Annotated in this window: 16 protein-coding genes; 9 read left to right on the forward strand and 7 right to left on the reverse strand. The window is 70.7% G+C overall.

From position 1 onward, the window contains the following. From VFO26_RS04355 to VFO26_RS04375, 5 genes are all read left to right on the forward strand, one after another. A partial coding sequence (locus VFO26_RS04355) for an ABC transporter permease (RefSeq protein WP_325113664.1) occupies positions 1-456 on the forward strand: 456 nt, incomplete at its 5' end. Next, the gene (locus VFO26_RS04360) at positions 453-1919 is read left to right on the forward strand and encodes an aspartate aminotransferase family protein (protein WP_325113665.1); all 1467 of its coding nucleotides are present in this window, start codon (positions 453-455) and stop codon (positions 1917-1919) included. The genes VFO26_RS04355 and VFO26_RS04360, both read left to right, overlap by 4 nt. A 126-nt stretch (positions 1920-2045) precedes the next feature. Further along, the gene (locus tag VFO26_RS04365; protein WP_325113666.1) at positions 2046-2786 is read left to right on the forward strand and encodes an ABC transporter ATP-binding protein; all 741 of its coding nucleotides are present in this window, start codon (positions 2046-2048) and stop codon (positions 2784-2786) included. After that, positions 2783-5362, forward strand: coding sequence for an ABC transporter permease (locus VFO26_RS04370; RefSeq protein WP_325113667.1), 2580 nt, complete (start codon positions 2783-2785; stop codon positions 5360-5362). Before VFO26_RS04365 ends, VFO26_RS04370 begins: the two co-directional genes overlap by 4 nt. A 158-nt stretch (positions 5363-5520) precedes the next feature. Further along, positions 5521-8079 (forward strand): ABC transporter permease, encoded by a 2559-nt coding sequence (locus VFO26_RS04375; protein WP_325113668.1) that lies wholly within the window; start codon positions 5521-5523, stop codon positions 8077-8079. 40 nt (positions 8080-8119) lie between these two features. Here the strand turns inward: VFO26_RS04375 and VFO26_RS04380 are convergent, their stop codons facing one another. Continuing rightward, positions 8120-9538, reverse strand: a complete 1419-nt coding sequence (locus VFO26_RS04380; RefSeq protein WP_325113669.1) for a malic enzyme-like NAD(P)-binding protein — start codon at positions 9536-9538, stop codon at positions 8120-8122. Next, positions 9535-10731 carry a CoA transferase gene (locus tag VFO26_RS04385; RefSeq protein WP_325113670.1) on the reverse strand — a complete coding sequence of 399 codons (1197 nt, stop codon included), beginning with the start codon at positions 10729-10731 and terminating at the stop codon, positions 9535-9537. The genes VFO26_RS04380 and VFO26_RS04385 overlap by 4 nt, the downstream gene beginning before the upstream one ends. A 64-nt stretch (positions 10732-10795) precedes the next feature. On the opposite strand from VFO26_RS04385, the gene VFO26_RS04390 reads away from it, so the two are divergent. Continuing rightward, positions 10796-11464: a DedA family protein gene (locus VFO26_RS04390; RefSeq protein ID WP_325113671.1), complete on the forward strand. Its 669-nt coding sequence runs from the start codon at positions 10796-10798 to the stop codon at positions 11462-11464. Here the strand turns inward: VFO26_RS04390 and VFO26_RS04395 are convergent. Further along, a complete protein-coding gene (locus VFO26_RS04395; RefSeq protein ID WP_325113672.1) occupies positions 11461-11865 on the reverse strand; it encodes a hypothetical protein in 405 nt (134 codons plus the stop codon). The two genes, VFO26_RS04390 and VFO26_RS04395, sit on opposite strands and share 4 nt — an antisense overlap. A gap of 78 nt (positions 11866-11943) precedes the next feature. Between VFO26_RS04395 and VFO26_RS04400 the strand changes: the two genes are divergently transcribed. From VFO26_RS04400 to VFO26_RS04410, 3 genes are all read left to right on the forward strand, one after another. Then, positions 11944-13851 (forward strand): thioredoxin domain-containing protein, encoded by a 1908-nt coding sequence (locus tag VFO26_RS04400; protein WP_325113673.1) that lies wholly within the window; start codon positions 11944-11946, stop codon positions 13849-13851. 10 nt (positions 13852-13861) lie between these two features. Then, positions 13862-15655: a M3 family oligoendopeptidase gene (locus tag VFO26_RS04405; RefSeq protein ID WP_325113674.1), complete on the forward strand. Its 1794-nt coding sequence runs from the start codon at positions 13862-13864 to the stop codon at positions 15653-15655. Between the two features lie 92 nt (positions 15656-15747). Then, positions 15748-16992 (forward strand): ABC transporter substrate-binding protein, encoded by a 1245-nt coding sequence (locus VFO26_RS04410; RefSeq protein WP_325113675.1) that lies wholly within the window; start codon positions 15748-15750, stop codon positions 16990-16992. Between the two features lie 70 nt (positions 16993-17062). On the opposite strand, the gene VFO26_RS04415 is transcribed toward VFO26_RS04410, so the two are convergent. The 4 genes from VFO26_RS04415 to VFO26_RS04430 are packed head-to-tail and all read right to left on the reverse strand — an operon-like array spanning position 17063 to position 20255. Further along, entirely contained in the window at positions 17063-17731 is a 669-nt protein-coding gene (locus VFO26_RS04415) for a histidine phosphatase family protein (protein ID WP_325113677.1), read from the reverse strand. 42 nt (positions 17732-17773) lie between these two features. Continuing rightward, the gene (locus tag VFO26_RS04420) at positions 17774-18511 is read right to left on the reverse strand and encodes an ABC transporter permease (protein ID WP_325113678.1); all 738 of its coding nucleotides are present in this window, start codon (positions 18509-18511) and stop codon (positions 17774-17776) included. After that, the gene (locus tag VFO26_RS04425) at positions 18508-19239 is read right to left on the reverse strand and encodes an ABC transporter ATP-binding protein (RefSeq protein ID WP_325113679.1); all 732 of its coding nucleotides are present in this window, start codon (positions 19237-19239) and stop codon (positions 18508-18510) included. The genes VFO26_RS04420 and VFO26_RS04425 overlap by 4 nt, the downstream gene beginning before the upstream one ends. Continuing rightward, entirely contained in the window at positions 19236-20255 is a 1020-nt protein-coding gene (locus VFO26_RS04430) for an LLM class F420-dependent oxidoreductase (protein WP_325113680.1), read from the reverse strand. The genes VFO26_RS04425 and VFO26_RS04430 overlap by 4 nt, the downstream gene beginning before the upstream one ends. Positions 20256-20257 lie beyond the last annotated feature (2 nt).

The following is a 20257-nucleotide window of genomic DNA, read 5'->3' on the forward strand; positions in this document are numbered from 1 at the left end:
GAGATCGTGCTCGGCGCATCGCTTCTCACGCTCTTTCTCAACCTCGGCACGGTGCTCGGGTTCTGGACGATCGTGCTCGCCCACATCATGTTCTGCATCAGCTTCGTCGTCGTGACGGTCCGGGCCCGGATGGCCGGCTTCGACCGGAACCTCGAGGAGGCCGCGATGGACCTCGGCGCGAACGAGTGGACGACCTTCTGGCGCGTGACCCTGCCGCTGATCGCGCCCGGGATCGTCGCCGGCGCGCTGATCGCGTTCGCACTCTCCGTCGACGACTTCGTGATCACGAACTTCAACGCCGGCGCCACCGTGACCTTCCCGCTCTACGTGTGGGGCGCGGCCAGGGTCGGCGTCCCGCCCCAGGTGAACGTGATCGGGACGGCGATCTTCGCCGTCGCGATCGTCCTGATGCTCGCCAACGTCCTGCTCCAGCGCCGAAAGGAGTCGCCCGCATGAGCATCACCTCCACCGCGCTCTCCCACGAAGAGCTTCAGCGCGCGGCGCGCGAGCACCTGTGGATGCACTTCACGCGCATGGGCGGCTACGCCCAGGCGGACGTGCCGATCATCGTGCGCGGCGACGGCTGTTACCTCGAGGACACGAACGGACGGCGCTACCTCGACGCGCTCGCCGGCCTCTTCTCGGTCAACCTCGGCTACTCGTACGGGGAGGAGATGGGCCAGGCGGCGCTCGAGCAGATGCGCGAGCTGCCGTTCTACACCAACTGGACGTACGCCCATCCGCGAGCGATCGAGCTCGCCGCCGAGGTGACCTCGCTCGCGCCCGGCGACCTGAACCGCGCGTTCTTCGTCTCCGGTGGCTCCGAGGCCGTGGAGTCGGCCTGGAAGCTCGCGCGCCAGTTCTACCTCGCCCGCGGCGAGAAGCGGCTGCGCTCACGGGTCGGATCCGCCCCCGAGCGGGAGCACGACGCGATCGCGGCGAACCTCCGCACGCCGCCCCGCCGCTACAAGGCGATCACGCGGCAGACCGCCTACCACGGGACGACGTTCGGCGCGCTCTCGCTGACCGGGATCCCCGCGATCCGCGTCCCGTTCGAGCCGCTCGTGCCCGAGGTGCGAAACGTCCGCAACACCAACCGCTATCGCCGGCCCGAGGGCGAGACCGAGGAGGAGTTCACCGCCGACCTGCTCGACGAGCTGGAGCGGACGATCGAGGCGATGGGGCCCGAGACCGTCTGCCTCGTGCACATGGAGCCGGTGCAGAACTCGGGCGGCGCGTTCACGGCGCCGATCGGGTACTGGAAGGGTGTCCGCGAGCTCTGCGACCGCTACGACATTCTCCTCTCGGCCGACGAGGTGATCACCGGCTTCGGGCGGATCGGCGCCTGGTTCGCCTCGGCGCGCTACGACATCCGCCCGGACATCGTCACCTGCGCCAAGGGGCTCTCGTCCTCGTACGCGGCGATCGGCGCGGTGCTCGCGACCGACCGCGTGGCGGAGCCGTTCCTCGAGGACGCGTCGATGTACACCCACGGGATCACGTTCGGCGGCCATCCCGTGCAGGCCGCGATCGCGCTCAAGAACATCGAGATCATGAAGCGAGAGCGGGTCGTCGAGCACGTCCGCGACCAGGAGAGCACGTTCCGGGCCAAGCTCGAGACGCTGCTCGACCTCGAGATCGTCGGCGACGTCCGCGGCGCAGGGTTCTTCTATGCGCTGGAGCTCGTGAAGGACGCCGGAACGAAGCAGACCTTCGACGACGACGAGTGCGAGGCGCTGCTCCGCGGGTACCTCTCGCCCGCGTTCTTCGAGGCGGGCCTCATCTGCCGCGCCGACGACCGCGGCGACCCCGTGGTGCAGATCTCGCCGCCCCTGGTGGCGACCGAGAAGGAGATGGACGAGATCGTCGGGATCCTCGGCGAGGTACTGACCGAGGCCCAGCGGCGGATGGGTCGCTAGGCGGCGCTGGGCCCCCGTCCGGGCCACCGTTGGCACCGAGGCAGGAGTAGGGTTTCCCGCACCCTGGCCCGTCCCGAGGGCGGGCACGCTGGATGCGTGTACACCGACATCGAGGAGAGACGACAGATGAGCACTGAGAACGGGACCGTCGTCGTCGCGCGCGACGTGACGCGGCGCTACGGCGAGGGCGAGACCGCCGTCGACGCGCTCCGGGGCATCTCCGTCGAGGTTCCGCGAGGGAGGCTCACGTCAGTGATGGGCCCGTCCGGGTCGGGCAAGTCGACCCTGATGCACATCCTCGCCGGGCTCGACAAGCCGACCTCCGGCTCGGTCACGATCGCCGGCAAGGAGATCACGACCCTCAAGGACTCCGACCTGACGAAGCTCAGGCGGGAGCACATCGGGTTCGTCTTCCAGTTCTTCAACCTCCTCCCGATGCTGAACGCCGAGGAGAACATCACCCTGCCGCTCGCGATCGCGGGTGAGAAGCCGGATCAGGCGTTCTTCGACGAGCTCGTCTCCTCCGTGGGCCTCAAGGACCGCCTCTCGCACCGCCCGTCCGAGCTCTCCGGCGGCCAGCAGCAGCGGGTCGCGATCGCGCGCGCACTCGTCTCCCAGCCGGACGTCGTGTTCGCCGACGAGCCGACGGGCAACCTCGACTCGCACACGGGGAACGAGATCCTGGAGCTCCTGCGCCACTCCGTCGAGCAGCTGGGCCAGACGATCGTGATGGTCACCCACGAGTCGCGTGCCGCTGCGATCGGCGACCGCGTGCTGTACCTCGCGGACGGCGTGATCGTGAAGGAGCTCTCCGGAGCGAGCCAGCACGAGATCACGGAGGCGATGGAGGAGATCTCCGCGGCTTGACCCGCTTCTCGCTCAAGAGCCTCGCCGGGCGCAAGCTCCGGTCCGCCCTCACCGCGCTCGCCATCGTGCTCGGCGTGGCGATGATCAGCGGCACCTACGTCCTCACGGACACGATCGACAAGGCGTTCTCGAGCATCTTCGACGAGTCGTACGCCGGCACGGACGTGGTCGTGAGCGGCAAGACCGCCGACATCGACATCTTCGGGGACACGCCCGACGCGCCCCCCGTCGACGCCTCGCTGCTCGAGGAGATCCGCGGCCTCGAGTCGGTCGACCTCGCGATGGGCGGGATCTACGACGAGCTGAACACGAAGATCATCGGGGACGACGGAAAGGCGGTCGACACGCAGGGCGCACCGAGCTTCGGGTTCGGGATCGACACGACGCCCGCCTACTCGGTCTTCAACCCGCTCAACCTCCTCGAGGGCCGCTGGCCCAGGACGGGCAGCGAGGTCGTGGTCGACGCCGGCACCGCCGACCGCGAGGACTTCGTCGTCGGCCAGACGATCGAGATCTCGACGCTCGAGCCGAAGCGAGACTTCGAGGTCGTCGGTATCGCACGCTACGGCGACGTCAAGTCGCTGGGCACCACGACCTTCGCGATCTTCGACGTCGCGACCGCGCAGACGCTGTTCGAGCGGCGCGGGCAGTTCGACGCGATCTCGGTGGCAGGCAAGGAAGGCACCACGCCGCAGCAGCTGATCGACGAGATCCGGCCCCTGCTCCCGGCCGACGCGCAGGTGAAGACCGGTGTCCAGGAGGCGCAGGAGGACAAGGACGACCTCAGCGAGTTCACGAACTTCATCCGCTACTTCCTCCTCGCCTTCGCCGGAATCGCGCTGTTCGTGGGGTCGTTCGTGATCTTCAACACCCTGTCGATCACGGTGGCTCAGCGGACACGCGAGTTCGCGACGCTCCGGACGCTCGGTGCGTCGCGCCGCCAGGTGCTGCGCTCGGTGCTGCTGGAGGCCTTCGTGGTCGGGCTCCTCGCGTCGGTCGTCGGCCTCTTCCTCGGGCTCGGGCTCGCGAAGGGCCTCGAGGCGCTGTTCCGGGCTCTCAACCTCGAGCTCCCGCTCGCCGACACCGTCTTCGCCACGCGCACGATCGTCGTCTCCCTGATCGTCGGCACGGTGATCACCGTCGTCGCCGGCCTGTTCCCGGCGATCCGGGCCACCCGCGTGCCGCCGATCGCCGCCGTCCGCGAGGGTGCCGAGCTGCCCCGCTCGCGGTTCTCCCGGTTCACGCCCTTCGTCGCGGTCGCCCTCATCGCGCTCGCGCTCTGCCTGCTCGGGTACGCGATGTTCGTCGACGACGTCGGCACCGCCGAGCGGCTGCTCGCGATCGCAGGCGGCGTCCTGCTCCTGTTCGTCGGGGTCGCGATGATCTCGTCGAAGCTCGTGCGGCCGCTCGCCGCCGTCGTCGGCCTGCCCGCCCGCTGGGTCGGCGGCGCCGCGGGAGGGCTCGCGCGACGCAACTCGATCCGCAACCCGGGACGCACGGCGGCGACCGCTGCGGCGCTGATGATCGGCGTCGCCCTCGTGGCCTTCGTCGCCACGCTCGCCAACGGGATGAAGGCCTCGAACCGCAAGGCGATCGAGGATCAGATCACAGCGAACTTCATCATCACCTCGCAGGACGGGTACACGCCGTTCGTGGCGGCGGCGGGTGACGCGGCGGCCGACGCGTCCTCGGCGGAGACCGTCACACACGTCCGCTCCGAGGTGGCGGAGATCGCAGGTCACGGCGGCTACCTCACGGGGATCGACCCCGAGCTGATCACGAGCGGGTACTCGTTCGACTGGACGGAGGGCTCGGACGCGACCCTCGCGGAGATGGGCGAGAACGGGATGATCGTCGACGAGAACTTCGCCGAGGACCACGACCTCGCCGTCGGGCAGCAGGTGACCGTCCGAACGGGCGAGACCACCTCCATGCAGGCGGTGGTCAAGGGCATCTACGAGCCGCCGCCCTTCTACCCGCTGCTCGGGAACGCGAGCATCACGATCGCGGCGTTCGACGACCTGATCGAGCGCCCGCGCAACCAGTACACGTTCGTCAACGTGGCGGGCGGGCCGAGCGAGGCGAGTCGCGCCCAGCTCGAGCAGGCGACCGACGGGTACCCCGACGCGAGGGTGCAGACGCGCGAGGAGTGGATCGACAAGGAGGACCGCGAGTTCGACCAGTTCCTGACGATGCTCTACGTCCTGCTGGCGCTGTCGGTGATCATCAGCCTGTTCGGGATGGTCAACACGCTCGTGCTCTCCGTGTTCGAGCGGACGCGCGAGGTGGGGATGCTGCGGGCCGTCGGCATGACGCGCCGCCAGACCCGGCGGATGATCCGTCACGAGAGCGTGATCACCGCGCTGATCGGCGCGGCCCTCGGGCTCCCGCTCGGGATCTTCCTCGCCGTGCTCGTGACCCGGGCGCTCGGCGAGTTCGACATCCGCTTCGAGGTGCCCACCGGCCAGCTCGTCTTCCTCGTCGTGCTCTCGGTGATCGTCGGCCTGCTCGCGGCGATCACGCCCGCCCGCCGTGCGGCCAGGCTGAACCCGCTCGAAGCACTCCACTACGAATGACGTGGGGGAAACCATGTTTCCCCCACGAGCCCCCTTCTCCAGCGGCCGGCAGCGCCGAGCCATTGTCGGGCCTCCCGGCCTGCGCAGCCGGCCTCCGGCCGCCACACTCGCGAGCCCGAGATGCGCTGGACCACGACGTCCACAAGGCTGATGGGTAGATGACACGCTTTGCGATCAAGGGCCTCTTCACGCGGAAGCTCCGCACCGCGCTGACGGCCCTCGCGATCGTCCTCGGCGTCGCGATGATCAGCGGCACGTACGTCCTCACGGACTCGATCGACAGCGCGTTCGACCAGATCTTCACGGACGTCCGCGAGGGCTCGAACGTCGTCATCACCGGCAAGTCGGCGTTCGACCTGTCCGAGGGCAGCGGCGTCTCCGAGCCGACGCTCGACGAGTCGCTGGTGGAGGAGGTGCGGCAGCTGCCGGGCGTCGCCCAGGCCGAGGGCGGCGTGAACAGCGACTCGACGTCGCTGATCGGCAAGGACGGCAAGGCGATCGTCTACGGCGGGGCGCCCAACCTGGGCTTCTCGATCGAGGAGGGCGACTCTCCTTTCAACCCGCTCCGGCTCGTTGCCGGCTCCTGGCCGGGATCGGACGAGATCGTGATCGACTCCGGCGTCGCGGACAAGGAGGACTTCGCGATCGGAGACGAGATCGGCGTGCAGGTGGAGGGCCCGGTCGAGCGGCTCCGGATCTCCGGGATCGTGGAGTTCGGCACCGATCTCTCGATCGGAGGCGCCACCCTCGCCGGCTTCGATCTCGCGACCGCGCAGCGGCTGTTCCAGAAGGAAGGGCGCCTCGACGAGATCGCCGTGGCCTCGAGGCCGGGCGTGAGCGACCAGGAGCTCCTCGCACAGGTTCGCGAGATCCTGCCTCCCAACGCGCAGGCGCTCTCCGGCCAGCAGCAGGCCACCGAGGACGCGGCCGAGACGAACGAGTTCATCTCCTTCCTCCGTGGGTTCCTGCTCGCGTTCGCAGGGATCGCGCTCTTCGTCGGCTCCTTCGTGATTGCGAACTCGCTCGCGATCACGATTGCGCAGCGCATCCGCGAGTTCGCGACCCTGCGCACCCTCGGAGCGTCGCGCCGCCAGGTGCTCGTCTCCGTGATCATCGAGGCGCTGATCGTGGGGATCGTCGCATCGGTCGTGGGGCTCCTTCTCGGCCTCGCGCTCGCCTCGGGTCTGTTCTGGCTGTTCGACGCCGTCGGCTTCACGCTCCCCAACACCGGGCTCACACTCGAGCCGCGCACGGTGGTCGTCGCGTTGCTCGTCGGCATCCTCGTCACGCTCCTCGCGAGCCTGCGGCCGGCGCTGCGTGCGACGCGCGTGCCGCCGATCGCGGCGGTGCGCGAAGGCGCCACCCTGCCGCCGGGACGCTTCGCGCGGCTGCGCTCGGTCGGTGCGGCGCTGACTGCGGTCCTCGGGTTCGCGGCGCTCCTGTACGGCCTCTTCGGCAACGACCTGGGGACGACGCAGGTGCTGATCTGGATGGGCCTCGGGGCGCTCCTCATCTTCCTCGGCGTCGCGCTCTTCTCCTCGCGCCTCGTCCGGCCTCTGGCGCACGTGCTCGGCTGGCCGGCGACGAGGATCGGCGGCGCCGCCGGGCTCCTCGCGCGGGACAACGCGCAACGCAACCCGCAGCGCACGGCTTCGACCGCCGCCGCGCTGATGATCGGCCTGGCGCTCGTCACCCTCGTGGCGACGCTCGCCGCCGGGATCGTCAACTCCTTCAGGGACGCGGTCAACGACCTGTTCACGGGCGACTACGCGATCACGGCGCAGAACAACTTCTCGCCGATCCCGACTGCCGCCGCGGAGGCCGCGGCGCGCGTCCCCGGCGTCACATCGGTGGGGAACGTGCGCACCGGGGAGACGCGAGTCTTCGGCGAGACCCAGTTCACGACCGCGGTCGACCCCGGCATGAAGGACGTCATCTCGATGGACTGGGTCGAAGGCTCACCGGAGGTGCTGGCGACGCTCGGCGACGACGGCGCCTTCACCGACGACGGCTTCGCGAAGGACCACGACCTGCGTCTCGGATCGCCCGTACGGGTCACCTTCCCCAGCGGCGAGACACGGACGTTCATGATCCGGGGCATCTTCGACCCGCCGAGCGGAGGGTCTCCGTTCGGCCCGGTCACGCTCTCCGCGGAGGCCTGGGACGCGGAGGTGCCCCGGCCGAAGAACCTCTACTCGTTCGTGAAGATGACGGGCGGAGCGACCGACGCGAACCAGGCGAAGCTCGACGAGGCGCTCGCCGACTTCCCGAACGCCAAGGCGCAGGATCGCGAGACCTTCATCGACAACCAGATCGGTGCGCTCAGCTCGATCCTCAACATCCTCTACGTGCTGCTGGCGCTCTCGATCGTCGTGAGCCTGTTCGGGATCATCAACACGCTCGTCCTCACCGTCTTCGAGCGGACGCGGGAGATCGGGATGCTGCGCGCGATCGGGATGACCCGCCGCCAGGTCCGCCGGATGATCCGCCACGAGAGCGTGATCACGGCCCTGATCGGCGCGGCGCTCGGGATCATCCTCGGGATCGTGCTGGCCGCGCTGCTGATCGCGCGCGTCGACTTCATCGAGTTCACGTTCCCCACCACGCAGGTCGTAATCTTCGCCGTCGCCGCGATCGTCGTGGGGATCCTCGCGGCGATCTTCCCGGCACGTCGCGCGTCCAAGCTCAACCCGCTCGAGGCGCTGCACTACGAGTAGCGTGCGGCGCGCCCGCTGTTCGTAGGGAAAAAGGGGTCGCCTACGTGCGGGACCTGCGCGCGACGCCGTCGAGCTCCGCCGCCTCCGCGACCGCTGCAGCGACGACCGGTGAGACGTCGCGGTTGAACACGCTGGGGACGACGTATTCGGCGCCCAGCTCCTCGGCCGGGATGACGCCTGCGAGGGCGCTCGATGCCGCCAGCTTCATGCGGTCGGTGATCGTGGACGCGCGCACGTCGAGCGCGCCCCGGAAGAGCCCCGGGAAGACCAGCACGTTGTTGATCTGGTTCGGGTAGTCCGAGCGGCCCGTGGCCACGACGGCGACCTTGCCCGGCGGCAGGTCCTCGGGGGCGATCTCGGGCATCGGATTGGCGAGCGCGAAGACGATCGCGTCGTCCGCCATGCGGGCGACGCCCTTCTCGGAGATCGCGCCGGGAACCGAGAGCCCGAGGAAGACGTCGGCGCCTGCGAGCAGCTCGTCCGCGGTGCCCTGCTCGCCGTCGGGGTTCGTCCGCTCGGCGTAGGCCGCCTTCGCGGCCGACAGCCCAGCGCGCCCGCGGCAGACGGCACCGCCCTCGTCGCACCCGATCACGGTGCGCGCCCCGGCCGCGAGCAGGATGTCGGTCACCGCGATCCCTGCGGCACCGACCCCGGTCGTGACGATCCGGACGTCCGCGAGCTCCTTGCCGACGACGCGCAGGGCGTTGAGGAGCGCCGCCAGCACCACGATCGCGGTGCCGTGCTGGTCGTCGTGGAACACGGGCACGTCGAGCTCCTCCCGCAGCCGGCGCTCGATCTCGAAGCAGCGTGGCGAGGAGATGTCCTCCAGGTTGATGCCGCCGAAGCCCGGTGCGATCGCCTTCACGGCGGCGACGATCTCGTCGGTCTCGGTCGTCGCGAGGCAGATCGGCCACGCGTCGACGCCGCCGAACTCCTTGAACAGGGCCGCCTTGCCCTCCATCACCGGCAGCGCGGCCGCGGGCCCGATGTCGCCGAGCCCGAGGACCGCGGTACCGTCGGTCACGACCGCGACGGTGTTCTGCTTCGTCGTCAGCGTCCAGGCAGCGCTCGGGTCGTCGGCGATCGCGGCGCAGATGCGGGCGACGCCGGGCGTGTAGGCCATCGACAGGTCGTCGCGCGTGCGGATCGGGCTCTTGGCGCGCATCTCGATCTTGCCGCCGAGGTGGAGCAGGAAGGTGCGGTCGGAGACGCGCTCGACCTCGACGCCGTGCAGGCTCCGGACGGCGTCCGCGATGCGATGGAGGTGGTCGGCGTCGGCCGCCTCGACGGTGACGTCCCGCACCTTGAACCCGGGCTCGACGCGGACGATGTCGATCGCCCCGAGCAGGCCGCCCGCCTCGCCGATCGCCTGTGCGAGACGCGCGAAGGAGCCGGGCGTATCCGGGAGGTGCACCCGGAGGGTGGCGCTGAACGACGGAGAGAGGTGCGGAGAGCTCACGCGCCCACCACCCCTTCGGCCGCTAGGGCCGCGATCTCGTCCTCACCGTAGCCGGCCTCGCGGAGCACCTCGGCCGAGTGCTCGCCGACGCCCGGGGGGGCGCTCGGATAGGCCGGCCGCTCACGGTCGAACGACAGCGGGAGGGCGGGGAGCGTGAGGTCGGGGATCCGGGGGTGGGGGACGGGCTGGAGGATCCCCAGGGCCGTCGTCTGCTCGGACTGCGCCACGTCCCGAACGTCTGCGACCGGGGCGACCGGCACCCCGGCCCCGGTCAGCAGGCGTTGCCACGTCTCCGTGTCGCGCTCGCGGAGGCGCTCGACGAGCAGCGCGGCGAGCTCGTCGCGGTTGCGGACACGGTCGGGGTTCGTGCGGAACCGCGCGTCGTCGGCGAGCCCGGGTATGCCCAGCACGCCGCAGATCGCACGGAACAGGCGGTCGTTCCCGCCGCCGATCATCAACGCGCCGTCGCGGGTGGGGAGCACCTCGTACGGTGCGACCATCGGGAAGCGCGTCCCCTCACCTGACGGGATCGTGCCGTCGGCGAGGTAGCCGGCGAGGTGGTAGCCGATGTAGCCGATCGCGGTCTCGTACAGCGACACGTCCACGACGCAGCCTTCGCCCGTGCGCTCCCGCTCGAGCAGCGCGGCGAGCACGCCGAGCGCTCCCCACGTGCCGGTTCCCTGGTCGATCAGCGAGGCGCCGACCCGGACGCCCGGCCGCCCCGGCTCGCCGGTGAGCGAGATCAGCCCTCCCGCGGCCTGCATCAGCGCGTCGTACCCCGGCTCCCGCGAGAGCGGCCCCGTGTGGCCGTAGGCGCCGAAGGAGCAGTAGACCAAGCGTGGGTTGCGGGCGCGCAGCGCCTCGGCGCCGAGCCCGAGCTCCTCAGCGAGCCCCGGCCGGAGGCTCTGGAGGAACACGTCGGCGCCGTCGGCGAGCCGGAGCAGCGCCTCGGCGCCCCGCGGGTCGCGCAGCGAGAGCGCAAGCGACCGCTTGCCGGCGTTGGCGGAGAGGAAGATCGTGCCCTCGCCGTCCCAGAACGGCGGGCCCCAGGCGCGGCCGTCGTCGCCGGTATCCGGTCGCTCGACCTTCACGACGTCCGCGCCGAGAGCCGCCAGGATCTGCGCGCAGTACGGGCCCGCGATCGACGTCGTCACGTCGAGCACGCGCATTCCCCGAAGCGGCAGGCGGGTCACGCCGCGCATCATCGCTGCGCCTGCCGGCAGCCGTGGCGGGAGGCGTCTCTGCGAGGATGGCCGCGTGGCGCTCCTCGCGTTCCTCCCCGACCTCCTCGCCGTGTTCGACCAGTTCGAGGAATGGGTGACGAGCGACTGGGCCTACCTCGCGATCTTCGCGGTGGCGGCGATCGACGCGTTCTTCCCGGTGGTGCCCAGCGAGACGGTCGTGATCAGCGCCGGCGTGCTGGCGGGCTCCGGCGACCTGAGCCTGCCGCTCGTGATCCTCTGCGCCTCGACGGGTGCGATCCTCGGCGACAACATCTCCTACGGGCTCGGCACCTGGCTCGGCGAGCACACGGTCAAACGCGTCTTCACGGGGGACAGGAGCCACCGGGGCTTCGAGTGGGCCGAGCGCCAGCTCGCCGAGCGCGGGACGTACCTCATCATCGTGGCCCGCTTCATCCCCGGGGGGAGGACGGCGGTGACCTTCTCGGCCGGGTACGTCCACTCGTTCCCCTACCGCAAGTTCCTGATGGCGGACGTCCTTGCGGGGTTCATCTGGGGGACGTACGCGGCGTGCCTCGGGTACTTCGGCGGCAAGACGTTCGAGGACCAGCCGTGGAAGGGGCTGATCCTCGCCTTCGTGGTGGCCGCGGCGGTCGCCGGAGCCGTCGAGCTCGTCCGCCACCGCAGGCAGCGGCGGCGCGAGGGGACCGCCGAGACGGCCCCCGCCGACGCCGATTCGCCCTAGGTGCCGACGGTGCCGGCTGTCCCGAGCCCGAGCTCGCGCCGCGCCCGGCTGAAGTACCAGGCGCCCGTGAGCAGGATCACCAGAGCGAGGAAGCCGTGCAGGCCGTTGATCCAGCCGCCTTCCTCCTCCGTGTCGCCGAGGAACGCGAGCTGTGCGACGGACAGGATCAGGAATGCGACCGCGAGCCCGACCGCGTTCCAGTTGCCCCACCACGCCCAGATCGCGCCGATCACGATCAGCAGCTCGCCGACGTGGACGAGCATCGAGAAGCCGCCGTGCGCGTCGAGCGCGCCTTCGCCTGCGCCGCGCACGTATGCGGCGATCGTGAAGGCCTGGATCAACACGCCGACGACCGTGATCGCGCCACCGGCCAGCACCACCCACAACGGTGTTCGTCTCATGCGGGCGAACATACGACACCGGTCGGCCGGAGGGAGGACGTGTGGGTCGCGACCTCGCGCTCGGGGTAAGAACGCGTCGTGAACCGCCTCGCCGACGCATCGAGCCCGTATCTCCTGCAGCACGCGGGCAACCCGGTCGACTGGTTCCCCTGGGGGGAAGAGGCCGCCGCCCGGGCGCGCGAGCGAGATCTCCCGCTGCTCGTCTCGGTGGGCTACAGCTCGTGCCACTGGTGCCACGTGATGGAGCACGAGTCGTTCTCCGACCCCGCGACCGCGGCCCTGATGAACGAGCGCTTCGTCAACGTCAAGGTCGACCGTGAGGAGCGGCCCGACGTCGACGCGCTCACGATGGAGGCCTGCGTGACGATGACCGGCCAGGGAGGGTGGCCGACGACCGTCTTCATGACCCCCGACGGGAGGCCGTTCTATGCGGGCACGTACTTCCCGCCGGAGCCACGACACGGGCTTCCGGGGTTCCGGCAGCTGTTACAGGCGATCTCGGAGACCTGGCACGAGCGTCGCGACGACCTCGAGGCGCAGTCGTCCCGGCTCGCGTCCGCCCTCGGGGGCGCCGCGAGGCTCGAGGCCACCGACGCGGAGCTCTCACCCGCGCTGCTCGACGCGGCCGAGCGCGCCCTCGCGCGCGACTACGAGCCCGCGTTCGGCGGCTTCGGGACCGCGCCGAAGTTCCCGCCCTCGTCGGCGATCGAGCTCCTCCTCCGCCGCGGCTCCCCGGAGGCGCTGGGGATGGTGCGGCGCACGCTCGACGGGATGGCGGCCGGCGGCCTCTACGACGTCGTGGGCGGCGGCTTCCACCGGTACTCGGTCGACGCCCGCTGGGTCGTCCCGCACTTCGAGAAGATGCTCTACGACAACGCGCTCCTCACCGCGGCGTACCTCCACGCCTGGGTCGTGACGGGCGGGAAGCGATACCGCGCCGTCGTCGAGGAGACCGTTGCCTACCTCCTCCGGGAGATGCTGCTCGAAAGCGGCGGCCTCGCGTCGGCGCAGGATGCGGACACGGACGGAGTCGAAGGGCTCACCTACACCTGGACGCGGTCCGAGTGGGAGGCGCTCGGGCTCGACGGCTCGCTCCTGGAGCCGTTCGAGCACGGACGCGAGATCGTGCGCGGCGAGCTCGACGCCGACACGAAGGCCCGCCTGCTGACGGTCCGCGCAGAGCGGCCGCAGCCGTTCCGGGACGACAAGGCGATCGCCTCCTGGAACGGCCTCACGCTGGCGGCTCTCGCGGAAGCGGCCCGGCGGCTCGACCGCGCTGACTGGCTCTCGGCGGCCGTGGCGCTCGGCGAGTTCCTGCTCGGCCCTCTCCGCGGAGACGACGGGCGCGTCCTCAGGAGCATCCGGGCGGGGAAGGTCAGCGGGGGCGGCTTCCTCGACGACCACGCCAACGTCGCGCACGGGCTGCTCGAGCTCCACCTCGCCACCGGCGACGTCCGCTGGCTGCTCGAGGCCCGGCGGATCGTGGACGTCGCCGTCGATCTGTTCGCCGACGACGAGCGGGGAGGGTTCTTCCTCGCCGCGCGGGACGGGGAGGTGCTCGCCGCGCGCTCCAAGGACCTCGACGACGAGCCGATCCCGTCCGGGAACTCGATGATGGCGTCGCTGCTCGTCCGCCTCGGCCGGATCTGGGGCGACGACGCGCTGGTCGAGCGCGGCGAGGGCGTCTTCCGCCTCCTCGCCCCGGCGATGGAGCGTGTCCCACGCGCCTTCTCCTGGGCACTCTGCGCGCTCCACCTCCACCTGTCCCCGCCGCGCGAGGTCGCGATCGTCGGGGACGTCCGCTCCGAGGTCTCCCGGGCCGCGCTCCGGACGTTCGCGCCCGAGACGGTCGTGGCCGTCGGACCCTCCGAGGACGTCCCTCTGCTCGCCGGCAAGGGGCTCGTCGACGGGGCGCCTGCCGTCTACGTGTGCGAGCGCTTCGCATGCCGCGCGCCCATGACGCGGCCGGACGAGCTCGATCGCTAGATTCTCCCGAATGGCGATCACGGAGATCACGGGGGCGGAAGAGGTCGCGTGGGACCTCACCGACCTCTACGAGGCGATCGACGATCCACGCATCGACGCGGACGTCGCACAGGCCGAGGCCGACTCCGCCGCGTTCCGCGAGCGCTACCACGGGAGGGTTGCCGGGCTCGATGCAGCGAGCCTCGCGGAGGCCGTCGCAGAGCACGAGCGGATCGAGTCGAGGGTCGTCCGCCCGCTGACCTACGCGCACCTCGTCTTCGCGGCCAACATGGCGGAGCCCGCGCACGGGGCGCTCGTCGCGCGGCTGGGCGAGAAGGCCGCGGCGCTCGAGACGCAGCTCCTCTTCTTCGCGCTCGAGTGGGCGGGCGCCCCGGACGACGTCGCCGAGGCGCTGCTCGTCGATCCCGCGCTCGACGACTGGCGCCATCACCTGCAGTCGCTGCGCAAGTTCCGCCCGTACCTCCTGTCCGAGCCGGAGGAGCGGATCGTCACCGAGAAGACCGTCTCCGGCGTGTCGGCGTGGTCGCGCCTCTACGAGGAGCTGCTCGGCGCGCTCCGTGTCCAGCTCGACGGCGAGGAGCTGTCGCTGGAGACGGCGATGGCACGGCTCTACGACGCCGACCGGGACGTCCGTCGTGCGGCCGCCGAGGCGGTCACCGACGCGCTCGGCCCCGGGCTTCGCACGCGGACGTTCGTCTTCAACACGATCCTGCAGGACAAGTCGATCGACGACCGGCTCCGCGGCTACCCGACCTGGATCTCCTCGCGCAACCTCGCGAACGAGACGACCGACGAGGCCGTCGAGGCGCTCGTCGAGGCCACGACGTCGCGCTACGACGTGGCGCAGCGGTACTACCGCCTCAAGGCGAAGCTCCTGGGGCTCGACCGGCTCGACCACTACGACCGCTTCGCGCCGGTCTCGACCGACACGGTCAAGGTCTCCTGGGACGAGGCGCGGCGGATCGTCGTCGACGCGTACACCCAGTTCTCCGGGGAGGCGGGCGGCATCGTCGCGCAGTTCTTCGACGACCAGTGGATCGACGGGCCCGTGCGACCCGACAAGCGGACGGGCGCGTTCTGCGCCACCACCGTCCCGGGCGTGCACCCCTTCGTGCTGATGAACTACACGGGCGACCGGCGCTCGGTCCTCACCCTCGCCCACGAGCTCGGCCACGGGCTCCACGGCGTCCTCGCGCAGCCCCTCGGCCTGTTCAACTCCTCGACGCCGCTGACGACCGCCGAGACGGCCTCGGTCTTCGGCGAGGCGCTCACGTTCGACGTGCTCCTGGCCGAAGAGGACGATCCGCGGCGCCGCCTCGACCTCCTCACCGGCCGCATCGAGGACGCGATCGCCACGACGTTCAGGCAGATCGCGATGAACCGCTTCGAGCATGCGGTGCACACGGAGCGGAGGGAGCACGGAGAGATCTCGTCGGAGCGCATCGGCGAGCTCTGGCTCGGGGCCCAGAACGCCCTCTTCGGCGACTCCGTCTCGACCGAGGGGTATACGCCGTGGTGGAGCTACATCCCGCACTTCACCGGGACGCCCGGCTACGTCTACGCGTACGCCTACGGCTACCTCTTCTCGCTGGCGATCTACCGGCGGTACGTCAAGGAGGGCGAGTCGATGATCGAGCCCTACCTCGACCTGCTGCGCGCCGGCGGGTCCCGCTCGCCGGAGGAGCTGGCGCAGCTCGTCGGGCTCGATCTCACCGATCCCGCGATCTGGGCGAGCGGGATCGACGCCCTGTCCGAGGAGATGGACGAGGCCGAGCGCCTCGCCGTGGAGATCGGCCTCACCTAACCAGGCGACCCCGCCGGGCGTCTGAGTATTGGCAAACACGCTGCGGCGGGGGTAGGCTCGCCGCCATCGCACCACCACCAAAAGGAGTTCGAATGAGGAAGGTCGTGCTCTTGGCGGCGGCGCTCGTCGTCGTGCTCGGAACCATGGCGTCGAGCGCGACGTCGGCGTCGAGCGAGAACGGGATCACCGCCCGAACGATCACCATCGGCGGAACGTTCCCGCTCACCGGCCGTGCATCCGTCTACGCCCCGATTCCGGCCGCGATGAAGGCGTACTTCTCGTACATCAACTCGCGCAAGGGCCCCGACGGACGGCGTGGCGTCTTCGGCCGTCAGATCGTCTTCAAGATCTACGACGACGGCTACAACCCCGCAAACACCGTCCAGCAGACCAGGAAGCTCGTCGAGGAGGACAAGGTCTTCGCGGTCGTCGGCTCGCTGGGGACGGAGCACAACGAGGCGATCCGGCCATACCTCAACCAGGGCAAGGTCCCGCAGCTTCTGAACGCTACCGGCGCCTCGACGTGGGCGCGTGACGCGAAGCAGTACCCCTGGACGGGCGGCTGGCAGCCCGACTACGAGTGGGAGGGACGGATCTACGGCACGGCGATCGCGCGCAACAGCCCCAACGCGAAGATCGCGGTGCTGTACCAAAACGACAGCTTCGGCGCGGACAACCTCCGGGGATTCCGGGCGGGGCTCGGCGCCAAGGCCTCCAACATCGTCGGCCTCGAGTCGTACGAGCTCGGCGCCGTGGACGTTCGCCAGCAGATGGCAAAGCTCCGCGCGACCGGTGCCACGATCCTCGTGATCTTCGCGATCCCGACGTACGCGATCCCCGCGTACCCGATCGCGAACGCGCTGCGGTGGTCGCCGGCCGTGATCTACACGTCCTCGGTCGCGGCGACCGACACCTTCCTGACGCTCTCGAGGAGCTCGGGCGGTGGCGACCTCGTGGACAAGACGTTCACCGTCCAGTACCTGAAGGACCCCGCGAGCCCGACCTGGGACAACGACGCGGCGATGAAGCTGTACAAGCAGGTGATGGCGAAGTACCGACCCGGCGGTCGCGTGACGGACGGGCTCAACTACTACGGTGTCGCCGTCGCGCACGCATTCGTGCAGCTGATGTACAAGGCCGGCCGGAACCCGACGCGGGCCGCGCTGATGCGCGCGTTCCGCAACTGGGACGAGACGAACCCGTTCCTGCTGCCCGGCAATCGGCAGCGCACGTCGGGCAACGACCAGCAAGCGGTCGCGTGCGAGCGCATCGTCAAGTTCACGAACGGCACGTTCACGACCGTCTCGAAGCTGAAGTGCCCGGGGGCGGCCGCGTAGGCAACCCGGCGTCCGACCCGAGTCGGAAGCTGAAGAAAATACGAGGGGCGGGAGCGATCCCGCCCCTCGCTCATTCCATGAGCTCGTGCGGTCGGTACTGCAGCCAGTACTGCTCCATCTGCGTGAGGCGAGTGGAGCGGTGGACCAGGTCACCGGGGGCGACGTTGACCGCGCGGACGACCCACTCGTCGCCGACGTCGAGGACGTTGAGGCAGCCCGGCGCCTGCTCGAAGCGGCCGAGGAACATGCGCTCGCCGGTGAGCGCGTAGGAGAGGATCGCCCGGTTCACGGCTCCGTGTGCGACGACGAGGGCCGTGTCCCACGTCTCGTCCTCCACGAGGCGCTCCAGCGCCGGGAGCACGCGGTCGAAGAGCTCGCCGATCGTCTCGCCTCCGATGAAGCGCTTGTCGTTGGGGACGACCCCACGGAACGCGTGGACGAACGCCTCTTCCAGCTCGGCGGGCGGGATCGAGGAGAACCTCGCGCCCATGATCTCGCGCAGGTCCGGCCAGGTCTCGACCTCGTGCCCGGGTGCGACGAGCGCGGCCGTCTCGGCCGTCCGGGGCAGGCCGCTCGAGAGCACGCGGTCGATTCGCTCCTCCTGGAGCAGCTCGCGGGTGGCCTCGGCCTGCTCACGCCCCTCGTCCGTCAGCGGCACGTCGTCGGGCGCGACCGGGCGGCCGTCGTCGTCGAAGTACGCCACCGCTCCGTGGCGCATCAGGTAGAGCCGCCGTCTCACCTCTTGCGCGCGATCCTCACGCCCGGACGATAGCCCTGCCGTTCAGGCGGTGCGGCGTCGCAGCGTCGCTGCGCCCAGTGCGAGCGCGAGCACGATCGCGGCCAGCACGATCGCGAGGTCCGCGACGATCCGGCCCGAGACGTCGGGCTCGACGGTGATCCGCTGCATCGCGTCCACCGCGTACGAGAGCGGCAGCACGGCGGAGATCGCCTCGAGCCAGCCGGCCATCTCGTTGCGCGGGACGAGCAGCCCGCAGAGCAGGAACTGGGGCAGCACGATCGCGGGCATGAACTGGACGGCCTGGAACTCGGTGCGCGCGAAGGCGCTCACGAACAGGCCGAGGGCGCAGCCGAGCACGGCGTCGACGACTGCGACGAGGACGAGCAGCCACGCGGGCCCCGCGACGTCGAGATCGAGCAGCCACAGCATCAGCCCCGAGGCGAGCAGCGCCTGCACGACGGCGACGAGGCCGAAGGCGAGCAGGTAGCCGAGCAGCAGATCCAGCTTGCCGAGCGGCATCGAGAGCAGGCGTTCGAGCGTGCCCGACGTCCGCTCCCGGAGCGTCGTCACGGAGGTGACGAGGAACATGACGACGAACGGGAAGAGCGCGAGCAGCGCCGGCCCGATGCGGTCGAACGTCCCCGGCTGCCCGTCGAACACGAGGTCGAGCAGCCAGAGGAGCACCATCGGGACGACCAGCAACATCGCGATCGTGCGTGGATCGCGGCGGAGCTGCGTCAGGACGCGGCGGGTCGTCGCGAGCGTCCTCGCGGGGCTCACGGGGTCACGGCCGCCTGGTCGGCGCCCCGGACGAGCGCGAGGAACGCCTTTTCGGTGTCGGCCGCTCCCGTGCGCGCGAGGAGTGCCTCGGGTGTCTCCTGCGCCAGCACGGCGCCGTCCCGCATCAGGACGAGCTCGTCGCAGCGCGCGGCCTCGTCCATCACGTGGCTCGAGACCAGCAACGTCCGGCCACCCTCGGCGAGCCGGTGGAAGTGGTCCCAGAGCTCCCCGCGAAGGACGGGGTCGAGCCCGACGGTGGGCTCGTCGAGCACGATCAGCTCCGGAGCGCCGAGGAGAGCGACCGCCAGCGAGGCGCGTGACCGCTGCCCGCCCGAGAGGCGGTCGACGACCTCGTCGGCGTGGGATTCGAGCCCCACCTCGCTCACCACCCGCGCGACGTCGCCCGACGGGGCGCCGAGCACAGCGGCGAAGTACCGGAGGTTCTCCCGGACGCTGAGGTCGTCGTAGACCGACGCGGCCTGGGTCGCGTAGGCAACGCGCGAGCGCAGGCCGGCCGAGCCGGCCGGGAGTCCGAGCACGCGGACGGAGCCCCCGGCGACGACCTGGACGCCGACGATCGAGCGCAGCAGCGTCGTCTTGCCGCAGCCCGACGGCCCTAGGAGGCCGGTCACCATCCGGGCGGGCACGCGCAGCGAGAGCCCGTCCAGGACGGCGCGCTCGCCGCGGATGACGCGCAACGCCTCGATCTCGACCGCGTGGGCGGTCACACGAGGTCGGCGAGGAGCCGAAGTGCCTCCGGCTGGCGCGCCTGCAGCACGAGGGTCGTCACGCCGCACTCGCTGAAGGCCGCCACCCGGTCGGCGATCCGCTCGCGGTCGCCGACGAGCGCGACCTCGTCCACGAGCGCGTCGGGGACGGAGGCGATCGCCTCGTTCTTCTTCCCGGCGAGGTAGAGATCCTGGATCGTCGCGGCGGCCTCGGCGTAGCCGTACCGCTCGGCGAGGCGTGTGTAGAAGTTCTGCCCCTTCGCGCCCATCCCGCCGACGTACAGCGCGAGCAGCGGCTTGAGGAAGTCTCGCGCCGCCTGGACGTCGTCGGTCACGACGACCGGCACGTGCGCGGCCAGGTCCCAGCCGTCCGGACGGCCGCCCCGACGTGCGAACCCCTCGGCGAGCATCGGCTCGTGCGTCTCGCCGAACCGCTCGGGCGAGAAGAAGATCGGCAGCCAGCCGTCCGCGATCTCCGCCGCCAGCGCGACGTTCTTGGGGCCGATCGCCGCGAGGTAGATCGGCACGTCGGCGCGCGGGGGGTGCACGATCAGCTTGAGCGGCTTGCCGAGCCCTGTCGCGCCGGGGCCGGAGTAGGGGATGTCGTAGTGCTCGCCATGGTGCTCCAGCGGCTCCTCCCGCCGGAGGATCGTGCGCACGATCTGGAGGTACTCGCGCGTGCGCGTGAGCGGCTTCCCCCAGGCCTGCCCGTGCCAGCCCTCCGCTACCTGGGGGCCGCTGGTCCCGAGACCGAGGAGCACCCGCCCGCCGGAGAGGAGGTCGAGCGTGGCGACGGTCGCAGCGGTCGTCGCCGGCGTCCGCGCCGGCATCTGCATGATCGCGGTGCCGAGCCTGAGCTCCCTCGTGCGCCCTCCGATCCAGGCGAGCGGCGAGACCGCGTCCGAGCCGTACGCCTCCGAGGTCCACACCGAGTGGAATCCGCACCGCTCCGCCTCCTCCGCGAGGCCGACCCAGAAGCCCGGATCGTCGTATCCCAGTTGCAGGCCGAGGCGCATCT

Source organism: Gaiella sp. (assembly GCF_035710885.1).
Lineage (GTDB): Bacteria > Actinomycetota > Thermoleophilia > Gaiellales > Gaiellaceae > Gaiella.